The organism is Candidatus Ichthyocystis hellenicum (assembly GCF_001460935.1).
In the GTDB taxonomy this organism is placed as follows: domain Bacteria; phylum Pseudomonadota; class Gammaproteobacteria; order Burkholderiales; family 2013Ark19i; genus Ichthyocystis; species Ichthyocystis hellenicum.
Window position 1 is genome coordinate 442,487 of record NZ_LN906597.1, and the last position, 16,040, is coordinate 458,526.

General features: G+C 40.5%; 15 protein-coding genes. 8 read left to right on the plus strand and 7 right to left on the minus strand.

Annotation, left to right across the window (positions count from 1 at the left end):
• Positions 1 to 9 precede the first annotated feature (9 nt).
• Positions 10 to 780, plus strand: a complete 771-nt coding sequence (locus tag Arg41_RS02015; RefSeq protein WP_242641374.1) for an exodeoxyribonuclease III — start codon at positions 10 to 12, stop codon at positions 778 to 780.
• Here Arg41_RS02015 and Arg41_RS02020 read toward each other — a convergent pair.
• Genes Arg41_RS02020 through Arg41_RS02045 form a run of 6 tightly spaced genes read right to left on the minus strand, consistent with a single transcriptional unit; the run spans position 768 to position 6,402 of the window.
• The gene (locus Arg41_RS02020; RefSeq protein ID WP_092486441.1) at positions 768 to 2,228 is read right to left on the minus strand and encodes an MFS transporter; all 1,461 of its coding nucleotides are present in this window, start codon (positions 2,226 to 2,228) and stop codon (positions 768 to 770) included. The genes Arg41_RS02015 and Arg41_RS02020 overlap by 13 nt on opposite strands.
• 60 nt (positions 2,229 to 2,288) lie before the next feature.
• Complete coding sequence (locus Arg41_RS02025) at positions 2,289 to 2,468, minus strand: DUF3460 family protein (RefSeq protein WP_092342112.1); 180 nt, start codon at positions 2,466 to 2,468, stop codon at positions 2,289 to 2,291.
• A 23-nt stretch (positions 2,469 to 2,491) separates the two neighbouring features.
• Positions 2,492 to 4,660: a RelA/SpoT family protein gene (locus Arg41_RS02030; protein WP_092342110.1), complete on the minus strand. Its 2,169-nt coding sequence runs from the start codon at positions 4,658 to 4,660 to the stop codon at positions 2,492 to 2,494.
• A 13-nt stretch (positions 4,661 to 4,673) separates the two neighbouring features.
• A complete protein-coding gene (rpoZ, locus tag Arg41_RS02035) occupies positions 4,674 to 4,883 on the minus strand; it encodes a DNA-directed RNA polymerase subunit omega (protein WP_092342108.1) in 210 nt (69 codons plus the stop codon).
• 9 nt (positions 4,884 to 4,892) lie between these two features.
• Complete coding sequence (gene gmk, locus Arg41_RS02040) at positions 4,893 to 5,528, minus strand: guanylate kinase (protein ID WP_092342106.1); 636 nt, start codon at positions 5,526 to 5,528, stop codon at positions 4,893 to 4,895.
• The gene (locus Arg41_RS02045) at positions 5,518 to 6,402 is read right to left on the minus strand and encodes an endoribonuclease YicC domain-containing protein (RefSeq protein ID WP_092342104.1); all 885 of its coding nucleotides are present in this window, start codon (positions 6,400 to 6,402) and stop codon (positions 5,518 to 5,520) included. Before Arg41_RS02045 ends, gmk begins: the two co-directional genes overlap by 11 nt.
• Positions 6,403 to 6,431: 29 nt before the next feature.
• On the opposite strand from Arg41_RS02045, the gene Arg41_RS02050 reads away from it, so the two are divergent.
• The 7 genes from Arg41_RS02050 (at position 6,432) to Arg41_RS02080 (ending at position 15,134) form a co-directional block, all read left to right on the plus strand.
• Positions 6,432 to 7,376 carry a serine/threonine protein kinase gene (locus tag Arg41_RS02050; protein ID WP_092342102.1) on the plus strand — a complete coding sequence of 315 codons (945 nt, stop codon included), beginning with the start codon at positions 6,432 to 6,434 and terminating at the stop codon, positions 7,374 to 7,376.
• Positions 7,357 to 8,298: a PP2C family protein-serine/threonine phosphatase gene (locus tag Arg41_RS02055; RefSeq protein WP_092342100.1), complete on the plus strand. Its 942-nt coding sequence runs from the start codon at positions 7,357 to 7,359 to the stop codon at positions 8,296 to 8,298. Before Arg41_RS02050 ends, Arg41_RS02055 begins: the two co-directional genes overlap by 20 nt.
• A gap of 273 nt (positions 8,299 to 8,571) precedes the next feature.
• Positions 8,572 to 9,756 (plus strand): radical SAM family heme chaperone HemW, encoded by a 1,185-nt coding sequence (hemW, locus tag Arg41_RS02060; protein ID WP_092490449.1) that lies wholly within the window; start codon positions 8,572 to 8,574, stop codon positions 9,754 to 9,756.
• A gap of 2 nt (positions 9,757 to 9,758) precedes the next feature.
• Positions 9,759 to 10,814, plus strand: coding sequence for a uroporphyrinogen decarboxylase (gene hemE, locus Arg41_RS02065; protein ID WP_242641375.1), 1,056 nt, complete (start codon positions 9,759 to 9,761; stop codon positions 10,812 to 10,814).
• Positions 10,815 to 10,824: 10 nt separating this feature from the next.
• Positions 10,825 to 12,513 carry a proline--tRNA ligase gene (locus tag Arg41_RS02070; protein ID WP_092342172.1) on the plus strand — a complete coding sequence of 563 codons (1,689 nt, stop codon included), beginning with the start codon at positions 10,825 to 10,827 and terminating at the stop codon, positions 12,511 to 12,513.
• Complete coding sequence (locus Arg41_RS02075) at positions 12,500 to 13,084, plus strand: lytic transglycosylase domain-containing protein (RefSeq protein ID WP_242641376.1); 585 nt, start codon at positions 12,500 to 12,502, stop codon at positions 13,082 to 13,084. Before Arg41_RS02070 ends, Arg41_RS02075 begins: the two co-directional genes overlap by 14 nt.
• Before the next feature lie 148 nt (positions 13,085 to 13,232).
• Positions 13,233 to 15,134 carry a lytic transglycosylase domain-containing protein gene (locus Arg41_RS02080; RefSeq protein WP_157722233.1) on the plus strand — a complete coding sequence of 634 codons (1,902 nt, stop codon included), beginning with the start codon at positions 13,233 to 13,235 and terminating at the stop codon, positions 15,132 to 15,134.
• On the opposite strand, the gene Arg41_RS02085 is transcribed toward Arg41_RS02080, so the two are convergent.
• Complete coding sequence (locus Arg41_RS02085; protein ID WP_157722234.1) at positions 15,113 to 15,952, minus strand: serine hydrolase family protein; 840 nt, start codon at positions 15,950 to 15,952, stop codon at positions 15,113 to 15,115. The two genes, Arg41_RS02080 and Arg41_RS02085, sit on opposite strands and share 22 nt — an antisense overlap.
• Between the last annotated feature and the right edge of the window lie 88 nt (positions 15,953 to 16,040).

Here is a 16,040-nt window from a genome sequence, read left to right on the forward strand (position 1 = left end):
GAAATCATTGTGAAGGTTGCAACTCTAAATCTTAATGGACTGCGCTCTGCCTATCGTAAGGGCTTGTCAAAGTTCATCCAGTGTACCTCTCCTGATGTTTTTTGTGTACAGGAAATTAGAATAGATCCTGCAGCAATGAGCTGTGATCTTTTTTTCCAAGATCAATATAGATCTTTTTTTTGTCCATCATCTAGAAAGGGCTACAGTGGCGTAGGGATCTATACCCGTTTTGATCCTGTTAATGTAATAACAAAATTTGATAATGGTGAGTTTGATAGAGAGGGACGATGTATCGGGGTTGAGTTGGAAGCTTTGTGGGTTTTTTCTGTATATTTCCCGTCGGGGTCTAGTTCTTCTTTAAGGCAAGAAGCAAAATTTAGATTTTTGACGGCCTTCTCTCGCTTTTTTGAGAATTTTGAGGACTTTGCTCGTAAGCCGGTACTGCTTTGCGGTGATTTTAATATTGCCCATCAGCCCATAGATTTGAAAAATTGGAGATCTAATCAAAGAAATCCAGGATTTTTGCCAGAAGAGAGAGATTGGTTGACTCAATTTATGAAACAGAGAAAAATGTTGGACGTTTTCCGTTTTTTGTATCCAAAAACAGTTTCTTATACTTGGTGGTCTCAGCGAGGCAAGGCAAGGGAGAAAGACGTTGGATGGCGTATAGATTATCAAATTACTAGCTGCGCTTTGGCTGACAAAGCGAATTCGGCCTATGTTTATGTTGAAAGCAATTTGTCAGATCATGCCCCTCTTGTTGTGAATTATGATTTGTAATTCTGATGTCCCAGGTTTTTCCTTACGTATGGTATGAATAGGTAGGCAGGAAAGCATAGTAAAAACGTTAGGAAAAAATAAGTGCTATATCCCAATGATTCAGCTCCTATTCCTCCCAACCATCCGGAGATGGACCTTGAGAAGGCAAATATAGAGGTAAGAATGGCATATTCTGATGTTGCGTTTCTTTTGTCAGTTATTTTCATAAGATATGACATAAAGGCGGCGGAGCCTAGTCCGCCGCTAAATGAATCAAAAGCACTTGCTGTGTAAACTATAGCACGAGTGGTGGTTGATATAGGTATTCCAGTTATATGGGGGAGCGCGATGAAGGCTGCGATGCCGTAAAGAATGTTGGCCATTGCAGGTATGACTCCAAGTACCCACAGAGACCTAATTGTACTGTTGTTATCTACGTACCATCCTCCTACTATTCCGCCAATTATGGATAAGGCTACGCCGAGGTTCACCGAAAATAAACCTATCTCTTGGCGAGAGAAACCTGCGTCCATCCAAAAAGGTTTGATCATGAACGCAGATGCAGATTCTCCTATACGGTACAATAAGATAAATGCGATTGTGCCCAATATTCCTGGTTTTTTTAGTAAACTCAATAAAGAACCAAAAGCAGGTCCTAGTTGCAATGAAGAGCTGGATGTGATGTTTTTTGATGTTATGGTTAAGCCAATACAGATAATAAAAATAGGCAATAACCGATATATATGCGACGACTGTTCCAGTTGCTGAATGGCAGGTATTAGCTTGCTAATCGCCGGCCATATTAAGCCAGTGATTAATATGGTTATTCCAATCAGTATTTTTGGGGTTGACAGAAGAATAGACAACTCCTGAATGAAAGTCACTTCTTGTTGTGATTTTGTGGGATGGGGATAATTTGGCATGGCGAGTGAGAGGCAAGCGTTGAGCCACAGAATGATTCCGCTTATCACAAATGTTTTTCCCCATCCAATTGTATTACTTAGGGCCAGTAATATTCCCGCTACTATTAATCCTATGCGGTAGGATATGTTCCTTACTGCATTTACCTTTCCTAGTTGGTTGCTACTGCTTAAGGTTATGGTTATGCCATCTATGGCTAAGTCATTAGTGGCAGAGCAAATGACATAGATGAAAAGGGTCGCCCATGATACTGCAGAAACGTGATTAAGGAAGGAGAAGAAAACTAAACACGCTCCCATGATTATATTGGCGCTGAATATCCACCATCGGTGATGCGAAAAACGATCAACAACAGGGGCCCACAGGAACTTCATTGACCAAGCTAATCCGAGTAAAGAAAGTGTTCCTATCTTTACTAAGGATAGGTGAAGGGAGCGAAACCACAACGGAAATAAGTCGAAAAATAGCCCAAAAGGTAATCCTTCAGCAAAGTATAGCAACCCTACCCAGGATAGCACCTGAAAGTTAGTCCACTTTTGATGTTGCATCAACTATTTCCAAATAATCTAATACCTCAGGTAATTATATATTATATATCAGGTATCGGTTTACAAGTAGTAGTAGGCCTTTTGTGGACACTCAGCTTTGGAATTTTTTTCCACTATGTCGAAGTTCTGTGGGCGGTTCCACCAAGTATTAAAATGCTTCTTTTGCATTTTTTTTAAATTAGCGTCTTTATCCGTTAATTTTTTTAGAAAAATAGTAATGTCAGATTGATATGAAGACATAGTTTTATCCTTTAAGTAAGTGATTATTTTCTTTCGGACTGAGTGGTGCGCCAAACTTTGGTAGATTCAGGTATTATCCGAACTTTGCGAAATATGGCTGCCAAGTGTTTTCTGTCGTAAACACTCAAAGAAAGGTGTATCGTAGCGTTGTTGTCGCCAGCATCTTCCATTACTACACTGCTGATGTCAGATCCTGTTTCCGCTATTTTAGATGTCAACTTGCCTAGAACCCCGCGACGATTTTCTATCAATACAGCTATTGATGTGGAAAACATTTTGTGCTTAGTATTGCCCCATTCTATGTCTATAGTTTGGGCACATTTGTTGCTGATTTGTTTTCTGGCTACCGTGCAGTCACAGGTGTGTATGGTTAAGCCTTTGTCATTTCCTACTATGCCAACAATTGTGTCCCCAGGTATGGGGCGGCAACAATCTGCTGTTCTAATGGCAATGTCACCACTGTATGGTAGTGTGGGGTGCTCAGGTGGTGAGTTTTTATCAATTATTTCTTCTTCTACAAGTGATCTAGCTACTATAGTGGCAGCACTTTTTCCTAATCCTAGGTCAGCGAAAGCACTCTCTTTTGATGTATACCCACTGCGCTTGAAGTAGTTTTCCCAATGCTTGTCTGTTATGTTTTTTGAAAGGGAAATGCCAAGGCTGCTTAAGGACCTGGCTAAAAGACGTTCTCCCAGTGCAATTGATTCGTCATATTGGCGGGTTCTGAGGAAATTGCGAATGGACAGCCTAGCTCGTGCAGAACGAACGTAGTTCAGCCATGATATTTTTGGATTGGATGTATCCCCAAGGATGACTTCTATCATGTCGCCGCTTTTTAGTTCAGTCTTTAGTGACCCACTAAGACCATTAATTTTGCATCCTATAGCTTTGTGGCCGACATTTGTGTGGATGTTATAAGCAAAATCAATGGCAGTCGCTCCTTTTGGCAGGGTTTTTATTTCTCCCCTGGGGGTGAATACATATACTTCGTCAGGGAATAGATCAATTTTGACATACTCTAGGAATTCTTGTGCGCTGTTGGATGAACGTTGTATTTCCAGCAAAGATTGTAGCCAAATGTGAGTGTTCTTTTGCAGTTCTGTTAGCTCAATTGGGTTGCTCTTATAAAGCCAGTGGGCAGCTAACCCAGATTCGGCTACATTCTGCATATCTTGTGTGCGGATTTGTATTTCAACTTGATTTCCATGTGGGCCCATGACAGAGGTGTGCAGAGACTGGTAGCCGTTGTTTTTGGGTAGGGCAATGTAATCCTTAAATTGTCCTGGGAATGGTCTAAAAATATTATGGACCTCGCCTAGGCAAAGGTAGCAATCTCTGACCGTCTGGACAATTATACGTATCCCGAAAATATCAGTTACTTGAGAAAAGGATAGTTTGTTGAGCTTCATTTTATTATAAATGCTATAAGGATTTTTTTCTCTTCCAGTAACTATATGAAAAATCTTGGATTTGTTGAGTTGTTCAGTAATTTTCGACACCATACTCTCAATGATTTTGTTCTGGTCGCTCATGGAGATATCTACTGCTGTGCGGATAATGTTGAACCGCCAAGGGTATAGAAACTGAAAAGATAGGGTTTGAAGCTCTTGGAAAACATCATTCAACCCCAATCTATGTGCAATAGGGGCATAGATTTCCATAGTTTCCTTAGCAATAGATTTTCTTTTTACCAGGGGCATTGCAGACAGAGTGCGCATGTTATGGAGTCTGTCTGCTAGCTTAATCATGATGACACGCATGTCCCTAGCCATTGCCAGGAGCATTTTGCCGAAATTCTCTGCTCTTTTGTCCTTAGTTGCTATGGTAATTCTCGTGATCTTGGACACGCCGTCAACTAGCTCAGCTACACTGAGACCAAAAAGTGACCGAATCTGTTCGAAAGTAGCCCCTGTATCCTCTATTACGTCATGTAGGATCGCTGCAGCTATTGCTTGGTGATCCAGCCTCCAGCGGCATAGAACCTCTGCAACGGCTACAGGATGAGTAACGTATGGCTCCCCACTTTTTCTTTTTTGGCCTTGATGTGCATCGTAACTGCACCTGAAAGCCTTATAAACGAAACTTATCTCCTCTTTGCCGAGATACTCGGAAAGCTCCTTAGATAAATTACGAAACATCATATCGGGGTTACTGCCGAAACGACCATTACCTGTATGGTTCTTCTTTGCCATTCACAGTATATGCCTAATTATGTGTGGAACTATTTTTTAGTATGCTCTCGTCGACTAGTCCTGCGGCAATCTCCCTTAGGGCAGTTACCCCCGGTTTGTTCTTGGAGGTTACTAGAGGCTCAGCTCCTTGAGCTAGCTGTCGCGCACGTGCAACCGCAACAAGAGTAAGAACAAAACGATTTGTAATTCTTTTAAGCCCATCTTCTATGGTGACTCGTGCCATGGTTTCCCCCTAAGGTAATTGCCTTGATATTTGCGAGACCTCTTTCTTTTGACGCCTCGATGTTAGCCTAACTGATCTAATAATCGCCCTAACATCCGCAACAGCGATGTCAAGGTCATCGTTTATTATAACGTAATCGAACAACAACGCCTGTAACATTTCTACTTTTGCGTTTTTCAACCTCTGCTTAATTGACCCCTGAGAGTCAGTTGCCCTCGTAGTCAATCGTTCTTTTAAGATATCTAAGTGAGGGGGTACAATGAAGATGCTTACAGATTCGGCTATTTTCTCCTTAACTTGCTTGACTCCCTGGTAATCTATTTCCAGGACAACACTCTTAGTTTTAAGCTTTTCTTTTAGCCAAGAAAGAGATGTACCATAAAAGTTTCCGTGAACTTCTGCCCATTCTATGAAGGCCTCATTACCGATCATGCTACGAAACTGGTCCTCCGATATGAAGTGGTAGTCTACTCCATTTTTTTCTTGTCCTCTAGGGTTTCTGGTGGTAAATGATGTAGATAGGCTGAGATTCGCATCAGAGCTTATAATAGTTCTCACTATGGAGGTTTTGCCTGCTCCTGAGGCCCCACTTATTAGAAAAAGGTCGTTTTCTTGCATTGGCAAACCAGAGTTGTTATTCCACATTCTGTGCTTGTTCCTTCATTTTTTCAATGATGACCTTGATGTCTATTGCTAGATTAGCTGTGTGTCCAGTAAGTGATTTTGACAACAGCGTATTGGCTTCTCTCCCCATTTCTTGTACAAAAAACTCTATTCTCTTTCCCGTTGGTTCATCGGATGTTTGAATGACGTTAGTTAGGGTTTGGATGTGGGATGATAACCGACTTATTTCTTCATCAACATCGAATTTGGCCAACCAGTTGGAAATGATTCTATTTTCTTGGTCAGTTTTTACTAAATCTGTGTCTAGTGCTTGATTGAGATTAGTCCAGTGCTCTTGTAGTTTTCTGTGTGCGTTTTCTAGCTCTAACGTAAGCAACGAGGATAACTCCTGTATCTTGCATGACAACTCTCGGCACAACTCAATTAAGCAGGAAGCTATGCTTTTACCCTCCTCTTTGCGGCTGCTATCGAGAGTACGTATAGATTCCTCAAACGCAGAAATTATGGCACATTGGTTTTGGCTGTTGGTCTTTTGTTGTGAATGCCACTCTCGTATTACCCACTCAACCGAGGGGCGCTGAACATCAGGTACGAATGATTTTATCCTGTCGTACTTAGTTTGTATTTCGACCCAATAGTCGCTACTAGCATTGTCAGATTTGTAAGGAGCTGGGTGACAAGCGTTCCATACACATGAGGCCCTGATCTCTATTTTTCCGCGATGAAAATTTTTTTTGATCAGGGTTCGTAAGTCGATTTCAAATGGTTGTAGCTCTTCAGATAGTTTGAATGACAAATCTAGAGCACGGCTATTTACGCTTTTCAGTGCTAATTCTATGGTGAGATGGTTGTTATTTATCGTTGCATTGCCATAGCCTGTCATACTCTTAATCATATCTACCCATTAGTTAATAGTGGCGAAACATGCGTAAGCAAAAGAGTAAGCCCCTTCCTCATCAATACCGTTTGTTGGACTATACGATACTGGAAGTTTTGTCAACGGGAGGCTTCTCTATCGTTTATCTAGCTAAAGATAGGCGAGGGTCACTCGTAGTTATCAAGGAGTATGTTCCTGCTAATTTCGCCTATCGTCAAGTTGATGGAAGTGAAATTGTTATTGCAGCAGGAAAGGAAAAATCATTTAAGTATGGCATGAGATGTTTTTTCCAAGAAGGACATGCTTTGGCAAAATTGTCACATCCTAATGTTGTTCGTATACTGAACTTCTTTCGTGCCAATGGGACGGTGTACTTGGTATTGCGTTATGAAGAGGGACAAACCCTTTACAATTATATCAAAATGAGGGTTCCTCATGGATTTATCTCAGAGCAATTTTTGCTTAAGGTTTTTATTCATCTTCTGTCAGGGGTGAGAAAAATCCATTCTTGCCGTTTTATCCATTTGGACATTAAGCCGGCCAATATATACCTGCGCAAAGACGGGACGCCTGTTTTAATCGACTTCGGTGCATCTAGGACGGCATTTCCAGTGATTTCTCCAGAGAAGAGAGGGGTGGTTCCTATGTATACACATGGATATGCTTCTCCAGAGCAGTATAACAAATCTGGACTGTTAGGGCCCTGGAGTGATTTTTACGCTTTAGGTGCCTCTTTGTACGCCTGCATGGGCCTTAAAGCGCCGCAAGCGGCTAATGAAAGGATGAAGGAAGACAAGCTAATTCCTGCGAAAATTTTGCTTAGTGGTAGGTACTCTGATGAATTGATTGATTTAGTAGATAGATGTTTATCTCTTGACACTGTTGGTCGTCCTGGGTCCGGTCGTGAAATACAGTCCATACTGATATCTATTTTGCGGTGCCAGGAGAGAGCTAAAGTTGTAAAGAGTAGGTATGTTCCAATTGTATGTTAGCTATGTAGCTACTGTACGGAAGGATCGGGCAGAGATGATATTTTCTATTTTCCACGAAGCAAGGGTCGGGGGGCGCACTAAAAATGAAGATTTTTGCGACTATACCTACACAGATGAATCCCTGTTAATGGTACTGGCTGATGGCATGGGGGGGCATCTTTATGGAGAAATAGCTTCTCGCCTTGTTGTCTCTCACATGATGGAGTGTCATCGTGTGAGAGCAAAGCCTGTTGTTAGCGATCCATATCTTTTTTTAAATGAAATCTGTTCTACTGCCAATAATGCCGTTTTAGAATATGCAGCAGTGCAGGATTTATTAGAAATTCCGAGAACTACAGTAGTGGTGGGTTTGATTCAGGGTAATTGTTTGTATCACGCCCATATGGGGGATTCTCGTTTATATGTTTTGGATAACAGTGGGGAGGTAAAGAGACAAACTAGGGATCACACTAGGATTCAGTATTTGTTGGATCGAGGGGAAATTTCTCCGGAGGAAATTTTGTTTCATCCTGATAGGAATCGGGTATACAACTGTTTAGGTTTGTGTTTGCCGACAGGTCCTTGCGTCGAAGAATTGTGTCTGGAAAACGGAGATGTAGTTATTCTTTGTTCAGATGGCTTATGGAATTATGTGTCTGAGAAAGAGATGTGGGATCATGTTTCTGGTGTTCCTATTGCTACCATGGGGAGTCGGCTTATGGACCTAGCAGAGTGTCGGGGAGGTGTTAGTAGGGATAATCTAACGTTAATGGCTCTTCTTTGGGAAGGAAGCTTTCACGATGATCCCACTATTTTGTTTTGTGCCGATACCATTCTGTCTAAGGATGAAACTCAGAAAAACTTTTGTGATAGTGAATCGTGGGTAAGTTTAGATGATAGTTTTTTCGATAAATTGGAGGAAGAAATTGTCTTAGATTTGTAGGGCGGGAGGTTTATATGGAGCATAACAAATGTAAGGTATTGTTGTTGCTAAAAATAATGACTATAATCTACTGCCTGGTTATTATGCTCCGCCTGTTTCTTCTTCGGCATCTGATACTAGTTCTCCTTTTTTTATGTTCCTATGGAAGAAAAAATTGCCTACGAATATCTGTTGGGTGAGCAATTTGTGCGCGATATTGCTTGGATGTAGGAGAATGGTCCTCCTCGAGGAACTTTATGTGCAGTTCTGTTTGTTGGGTAAAGAGGAGTTGTTGTGACAGAAACGGTGGGTGTCAATTTTACTCGGCGAGTTTTGCCGCCGCTTAGTCTCTATATCCACTTTCCTTGGTGTGTGCGTAAGTGTCCTTACTGTGATTTTAATTCTCACCAGCTGCAGTCAGATCTGCCAGAAGATGCCTACATCGATGCGCTAATTCGTGATTTGGAATTTTCTCTTCCCATAATTTGGGGTCGTCCAATACGATCTGTTTTTATGGGGGGGGGCACGCCGAGCTTGTTTTCTTGTCAGTCAATGGCAAGATTGCTATCTGCCGTTCGTGCCCGAGTTTTCTTGTTGCCGGATATAGAAGTTACTATGGAGGCAAATCCAGGTGTGTTGTTTCCTGAAAGGTTGGGTGGTTATCAGGATGCTGGTATCACCCGCGTTTCTTTGGGGGCGCAAAGCTTTTCCTCGATACTGCTGAAAGCTATTGGTCGTATTCATAGTGTAGGCGATATAGAGAAAAATTTGAGGGCATTATCTAGTACTACCCTTATATACAACATCGATTTAATGTATGGGCTGCCTGGACAGAATGTTGGAGAGGCACTGTTTGATTTGGAGTTGGCTCTGAGTTTTGATCCCCACCACCTTTCTCTGTATAACTTAACCTTAGAGCAAGGAACATTGTTTGGCGTTTGTCCTCCAGATGGAATTCCGTCTCATGATGTGTGTGCCGATATGCAGGCTGTGCTTTATCCATATTTGTCAGACCGGAATTATGAGCGTTATGAGGTATCAGCTTTCTCACGCTCGGGGTACCAATGTCAGCACAATTTAAACTACTGGATGTATGGGGACTACATTGGCATAGGAGCCGGAGCTCATTCCAAGTTGACGTGTGAGCAGAAAATTATTCGCCAAGCTCGTGTTAGGGGGCCAAGGAAGTTTATGGAGCAAGCAGGATCATGTAGGGTATTGGAATCTAATGCTGAAATTTCGACTAAGGATCGTCCTTTTGAGTTTTTCATGAATGCTTTGCGCTTGAAAGACGGAACTACCTGGAGTTTGTATGAGGAAAGGACAGGTCTTAGTAGAATGACAGTTTTATCTAAAGTTGATGAATTGGTTGATAAGAAATTGATGATGAGGGATGCGGTTAATGTTCGTGCTACATCACGTGGCTGGGACTTTTTGAATGATATTTTGACTATCTTCTTGCCAGAGAAGGAAGTGTGATAATGGCCCTGCAAAATGATCTTTTTTTACGTGCTGCTGCGGGGCAGATTACCGCTGAAGTTCCCGTTTGGTTGATGCGTCAGGCGGGACGATACCTTAAAGAGTACAATCAGGTTCGTTCTCGTGCTGGCTCATTTATGGACCTATGTTTTAATCCTGAGCTGCTTACTGAGGTTACCCTTCAGCCTATTAAAAGGTTTTCTTTGGATGCGGCGATTATTTTTTCAGATATTTTGCTAGTGCCATACGCTATGAATATGGGCTTAGATTTCGTTGATCACATCGGTCCAGTTTTCAATAAACCGATCACATCTGAAAAAGATATTGATGACCTAAGTATTACATCCGTATTGGAATTGTTGCATCCTGTTTATGAAGGAATTAAGTGCTGTAAGAAAGAATTAGGGAATAGTATTCCCTTAATTGGGTTTGTAGGGAGCCCGTTTACATTGTCTTGCTATATGTTGGAGGGAAAGAGCTCTAGTGACTTTATGCATATTAAGAAGTTTCGCTACGGTTCCCCTAGGGGGCTTCTCCATCTTCTCGATATTATTAGCAAGGCGGTGGAGATCCATTTGTTGGCTCAGATTGAATCAGGGGTTGATGCAGTGATGATATTTGATTCATATGCTGGTATTTTGTCTCCTCATGATTACCTAACTTTTTCTTTGCCATTTATTCAGAGACTAATTAAGTCTGTGAAAACACATTCTCCTGACGTTCCGGTGATAGTGTTTGCAAAGGGAGGAGGAGGATCACTGAAAAGTATAGCTTTATCTGGCTGTGATGTAGTTGGTCTAGATTGGACGGTTGATTTAGCCTCGGCTTGTGAGATAATGCGCGATTTTTCATGTGCCATACAGGGCAATCTTGATCCTCTGAGTTTGTTGGGATCTCCAGATGAAATAGCCTCAGAATTGATTCGTATTGTCAAAGCAGTTAAAGATAAGGTCCCGTACATTTTTAACCTAGGACATGGTGTTCATAGGTTGACCCCCGTTGAAAATGTTGATTTCCTCATTAGAAAAGTACGAGAGTTGTTTTTTGTTTATGATTGATGGGTCTTATATGCGCTGCTCTAAGTTATTTTTTCCGACGATGAAAGAAGTTCCTGTTGATGCTGAGATAGTTAGTCATCAACTTATGTTGCGTGCTGGGTTCATTAGGCAGGTAGGCTCTGGTCTCTATACTTTTTTACCCCTTGGGGTTCGTGTTCTTATCAAAATACAGGCTGTTATTCGCGAAGAGATGGCTGCAATTGGTGCTCAAGAGATTATTATGCCGTGTATTCAGCCAGCGGAATTGTGGCAACAGACAGGTCGTTGGGAAGATTTTGGGCCGCAAATGCTAAAAATAAAAGATCGACATTTAAGAGAGTATTGCTTTGGCCCGACTCATGAGGAGGTTGTTACGGATCTAGCCCGCAGAGAGATAAAAAGCTACAAGCAGTTGCCTTTTGTTGTTTTTCAGATGACGACTAAATTTAGAGATGAGATTAGACCGCGTTTTGGCATTATGCGCGCTAGAGAATTTTTGATGAAGGATGGGTACTCTTTTGATAAGGATGAGGAAGGCATGGGTGTTTCCTACGATAATATGTACTCAGCCTATCGCAAAATATTCGATCGTTTAGGTCTCAAATATTGTGTTGTTCGTGCAGATACAGGTGCTATCGGGGGTAGTTGTTCTCATGAATTTCATGCTATGGCAGATTGTGGCGAGGATATAATTGCTTACGCGGAGCACTCAAATTATGCGGCCAATATTGAATTAGCTACTTGTTCTTATAAACGTTCTGATAGAGTTGTACCTATTAATGACCCAGCTAAGAAGCCAGCGGATCAGGTTGGGGAGGTTACGGTAAGAACGTATGCTGTGTTGTCGGGTGAGAGATGGTTCTTTTTAGTTATATCAGCTGATGATGAAGTGAATAATACTAAAATTTCTAATCTTAAAGAATTTAAATCTGGTTGGAAGTTTTTGTCTCCTGAAGAAGTTCAGGATAGGTATTCTTGTGCTTGCGATGATATCGGGCCTTATTTGGCCCCGGAAGAGGTTACCGTTATTTTAGATAACAGGTTGCTCTATTCTTCTGATTCAATAATCTGTGGGGCAAATGAACAAGGCTACAGATGGACAAATATCGATATTCAGAGAGATTTTTCTGGTGCTATGTTTTCTGATATTAGAAAGGTTGTGGCGGGAGATTTATCCCCTGATGGAGGCGGGGACCTTCGCCTTTGTCGGGGAATAGAAGTGGGCCATATTTTTCAGTTGGGCAACAAGTATTCTAAGGCGATGTCTTGTTCCTTTGTTAATGAGGGACAAGGTAGGACTGAAGTTTTTATGGGTTGTTATGGAATTGGAATTTCTCGCATTCTAGCGGCAACTGTTGAGCAGTGTCATGACGATAAAGGAATTATATGGCCTAGGGAAATTTCTCCTTTTCAGATAATTATTATTACAATAAACGCCGATCAGGATAGTAAGGTTTCTGAGATGGCAGAGAGATTATATAAAGAGCTTATATCTTTATCTTTGGATGTTTTATATGATGATAGGCCTTTGAGGGCAGGCTTTAAGCTGAAGGACGCAGATATTATTGGCGTTCCCGATCGATTAGTAGTTAGTCCCACTACGGTTGGTAATGGTGGGGCAGAATACCAAAATCGCTCGTCAGCTGACAGGAGACTTATTTCAGCCTCGGAGGTAGGGCCTTACTTGCTTAGTCTTAAAAGGCAATATGAGTTTTCTTAAACGCAAAATAATAATATGTATTGATTCATTAATTGTCTTTATAAAAATGTTTTTGCTTTCGTTTTTTTTGTGGCCATCTGCAGTTTTTCCATATACACGAGAGGAGTTATTGCCCAGTTACAATGAAATTGATTCTTTTAGCTCTTATGCACAAAAATGGTCGTGGTTGATTGATATGTCTGTGCGATTGCGGCGCTGGATTGTAAATCCGGAAGAGAGAATACAGTTTCTAACCGCTGTTCATAAGGAATCAATTAGATTTGGACTTGATCCTCAGTTCGTTTTGGCTGTAATTCAAGTAGAAAGCGGATTTAAGAAGTATGCAGTATCGTCAACTGGCGCCCAAGGATACATGCAAATTATGCCTTTTTGGAGGAAGTTTATAGGCAGCAGTAAAGATAATTTGTTTGATCTTCATACATCGATTCGGTATGGCTGCTTGATTTTACGCTACTACATAGACCAAGAGAAAGGTGATGTATTAAGGGCGTTGCAGCGTTATAACGGTAGTAAGGGTAGTATTGATTATCCATATCGTGTGTGGAGTTCGTGGGTGATGTTTTGGAAATAGGAACTGTTTGGAATTTATGTGAGTTTAAGTGTTTATGAAGAGATTTTTCTTGATTGTAATGTTTCTATTTTTGCCGTCAGTGCTGCATGCTGCACATAGTGTTACTAAATACGATAACTATCAAATTAAATTGATACGTAGAGCCTATATGCACAGCAATTACATTGGTAATTACGTTAAAAAAAAATATCTTCTTGAAAAAGATTTTGCTGATCTCAAAAATAGCGAGTTGAGAATTTACCCTTTATTTTGGTTGATATCTAGTAACATATCTGCGGTCGTATCAAGTGATGTTGATTCTTTCATTCAGTCTTATCATAAAGATTTTTTAACTCAGGATCTTATTGATTTGTGGTTAAAGGAACTGTATCGACGAGGAGCATATGATAGCAAAATGGGCTCTTACTACAAGCGACTTCGGTCACCATCATTTGGTGCTCATTGTGTTTATTGGGAATGGAAGGTTAGGTCAGGAAAGGCGTCCTATTCTAATTTCATATTGCCGATAAAGGAAAAAATTGTTTCTAGTGAGTTGGATAAAGAGTGCTACTATTTCGTTAATGTTTTTTTGGGTACCAATTCTATCCGCTTAGATGATGCTTGGACTCAGGCTCATATTCTATTTGAGGAGGGTAATGTTGAATTGTTAAGTAATTTCCTCAGCACAGTTCTAGGTATAACACTTTCTGTTGATCAGATAAAAAAAATTCGCAGCTTTCCTGGTACTTTCTTGATCCAAATGTTGTCAGAAATGGGAGAATATTCTCGAGCAGAAAAAGAATGGATACTTATGGCTTTGAGTTATTTGTCTAGGAAGAAATTTAACCAAGCAGTGTACTTAAAAGACAAATTCTTATTACGTACCGCGTTTACACCATCTCAGAGTAATTATGTAATTTCTCAATTGAGTTATCAATCTTCTCGCCAGCACCGTAATGATTCTATGTTTTGGCTAAAACAGGTTGTTTTACAGAAAAATTTGTTGCCATACTTACAGGAGTGGTTGGCTCGTACGGCTCTACGTAAACGGGATTGGAAACAGCTGTTAAAGATAGTGAATAATATGCCATCTTATTTGGCAAAAAGTGAGACTTGGGTATACTGGAAGGCCTATGGATTAATGTCTTTGGGACATAAAAAAGAGGCTGAAGCGCTATGGAAAAGCATTGCTGATCGCTACGATTATTATTCATTTTTGGCTAGAGAGGAACTTCATCAAGATATTTCTTTGCCTACTAACGAAGAGGAATCCTACGATAAAAAAGCATACGATAGATTGCGAAATAATGTTTCTTTAAAAAGAGCTATTCTCTTGTATAGGGCAGGATATTTTTTTTTGGCAATGAAGGAGTGGAATTGGGGAACACGGTTTTTATCTGATAAACATTTATTGGCAGCCGCTCATTTTGCCCAAGACCTCGGTATGTTGGATCGATGCATCTATACTGCTAGCAAGGTTAGTTCTTATAGAGGATTTTTGTTGCAATATCCATTGCCTTATTTGAGCACAGTAGTTTCTACGGCCAAAAGATTTCAGCTGGATCCCTCTTGGATTTATGGTGTGGCTAGACAAGAAAGCAGATTTATGGAGAAAATAACGTCTGGTGTTGGTGCTTCAGGATTGATGCAGCTTATGCCACATACAGCTTCTGTTGTATCGAGGAAATTTCATTTGTTTGAGAAAAAATTTAAAAGTGAAATTGTCGATCCGGCTGTTAATATAGTATTGGGATCTGCTTATCTTCAGTGGGTTTATCGTGCTTTCTCTAAGTCACTTATTTTAGCTGCTGCTGCTTATAATGCTGGACCAGGAAGGGCTGATTTGTGGCGTGATCATGATGCGTTATTACCTGCTACGATCTATGTTGAAACTATTCCTTTTTCTGAAACAAGGCAGTATGTGAAAAAGGTACTAACTAATGCCTGCATTTACAAACTTATTTTGAGCAAAAAGTTTCATCATAAAAAAAGATCAGTTAAGATTAAATCACTGATGAAAGATGTTCCTTCTGTGGTGAATTTTCAACCTTATTTATCTGAAGTTCCATAAGAGTAAAGTTGGATGTTATCTTCCGCCCACTTGTGGGCCTTTTGGGCGTCGTGTACTCGAGAATAGGTGGACGGCGACCCTAAAATTATGAATGTGACGTGGTGTCCTTTTACTAATGATGAAAATGCAAGGCACTTTCCAGATTCATTTATGAAGCCGGTCTTGGATATAAAAAAAGGCCAGGTATGGGTTTTGACTAAGTAGTTTGTGTTGGCGAAAAAATGACTATGATTACGTATTGGTATTTTTGCGCCTGGTGTTGTGGAAAGACTCCTAATCATGCCATAGCGTTCTGCTTCCTTAACGATTCTTACTAATTCTTCAGCTGTTGAGACGTTATATGTTTGGGATCCGGCTGGATCTTTGTAGTGAGTTTTGCTTAGGCCTAGTGATAAAGATTTTTGATTCATGGCTGTTATAAATTTTTTGTACCCTATTTTCGAAGATCGTGCTAGGGCATGGGCAGTTCTGTTATCAGATGCCATTAAAGACAACATGAGCGCAGTTTTTTTAGTCATGATGGTGTTTTTTTCTACGTGAGATTTAGAGTGGCGGATGTTATCGTAATCGTCCCGTGTTATTTTTATTTTTTTATTCAAGTTTTCTTTGCTATCTAGTACGACAATAGCCGTCATAAGTTTTGTAAGCGATGCAATTGGCAGTACGAGATCTTTATTTCTGAAGGCTAATATTTTGTCAAGAGTTTGATCAAAAATAATATATGCTTTAGCTTGAATAGAGGTTAGTAACTGGTCGCTTGATGGGTGGTATTTCGAATACTCGTATGCTGAGTTGTTATTGTCCTGATATGGGTACAAGGGTACAGCCTTGGCAGAAAAATTAATACAAATACAGATAATTACACTTAAAGTACTATTAATTAGTTGCCAATAAATAAATTTGTGA

Bases quoted from the DNA above. Each gene is read 5' to 3' on its own strand.
- Arg41_RS02025 (WP_092342112.1), bottom strand. From the start codon at position 2,468: ATGTCTTCATATCAATCTGACATTACTATTTTTCTAAAAAAATTAACG.
- Arg41_RS02075 (WP_242641376.1), top strand. From the start codon at position 12,500: ATGAGTTTTCTTAAACGCAAAATAATAATATGTATTGATTCATTAATT.
- Arg41_RS02045 (WP_092342104.1), bottom strand. From the start codon at position 6,402: ATGATTAAGAGTATGACAGGCTATGGCAATGCAACGATAAATAACAAC.
- Arg41_RS02050 (WP_092342102.1), top strand. From the start codon at position 6,432: ATGCGTAAGCAAAAGAGTAAGCCCCTTCCTCATCAATACCGTTTGTTG.
- Arg41_RS02030 (WP_092342110.1), bottom strand. From the start codon at position 4,660: ATGGCAAAGAAGAACCATACAGGTAATGGTCGTTTCGGCAGTAACCCC.
- gmk (WP_092342106.1), bottom strand. From the start codon at position 5,528: ATGTGGAATAACAACTCTGGTTTGCCAATGCAAGAAAACGACCTTTTT.
- Arg41_RS02020 (WP_092486441.1), bottom strand. From the start codon at position 2,228: ATGCAACATCAAAAGTGGACTAACTTTCAGGTGCTATCCTGGGTAGGG.
- rpoZ (WP_092342108.1), bottom strand. From the start codon at position 4,883: ATGGCACGAGTCACCATAGAAGATGGGCTTAAAAGAATTACAAATCGT.
- Arg41_RS02080 (WP_157722233.1), top strand. From the start codon at position 13,233: ATGCACAGCAATTACATTGGTAATTACGTTAAAAAAAAATATCTTCTT.
- hemE (WP_242641375.1), top strand. From the start codon at position 9,759: ATGGCCCTGCAAAATGATCTTTTTTTACGTGCTGCTGCGGGGCAGATT.
- Arg41_RS02055 (WP_092342100.1), top strand. From the start codon at position 7,357: ATGTTCCAATTGTATGTTAGCTATGTAGCTACTGTACGGAAGGATCGG.
- Arg41_RS02070 (WP_092342172.1), top strand. From the start codon at position 10,825: ATGCGCTGCTCTAAGTTATTTTTTCCGACGATGAAAGAAGTTCCTGTT.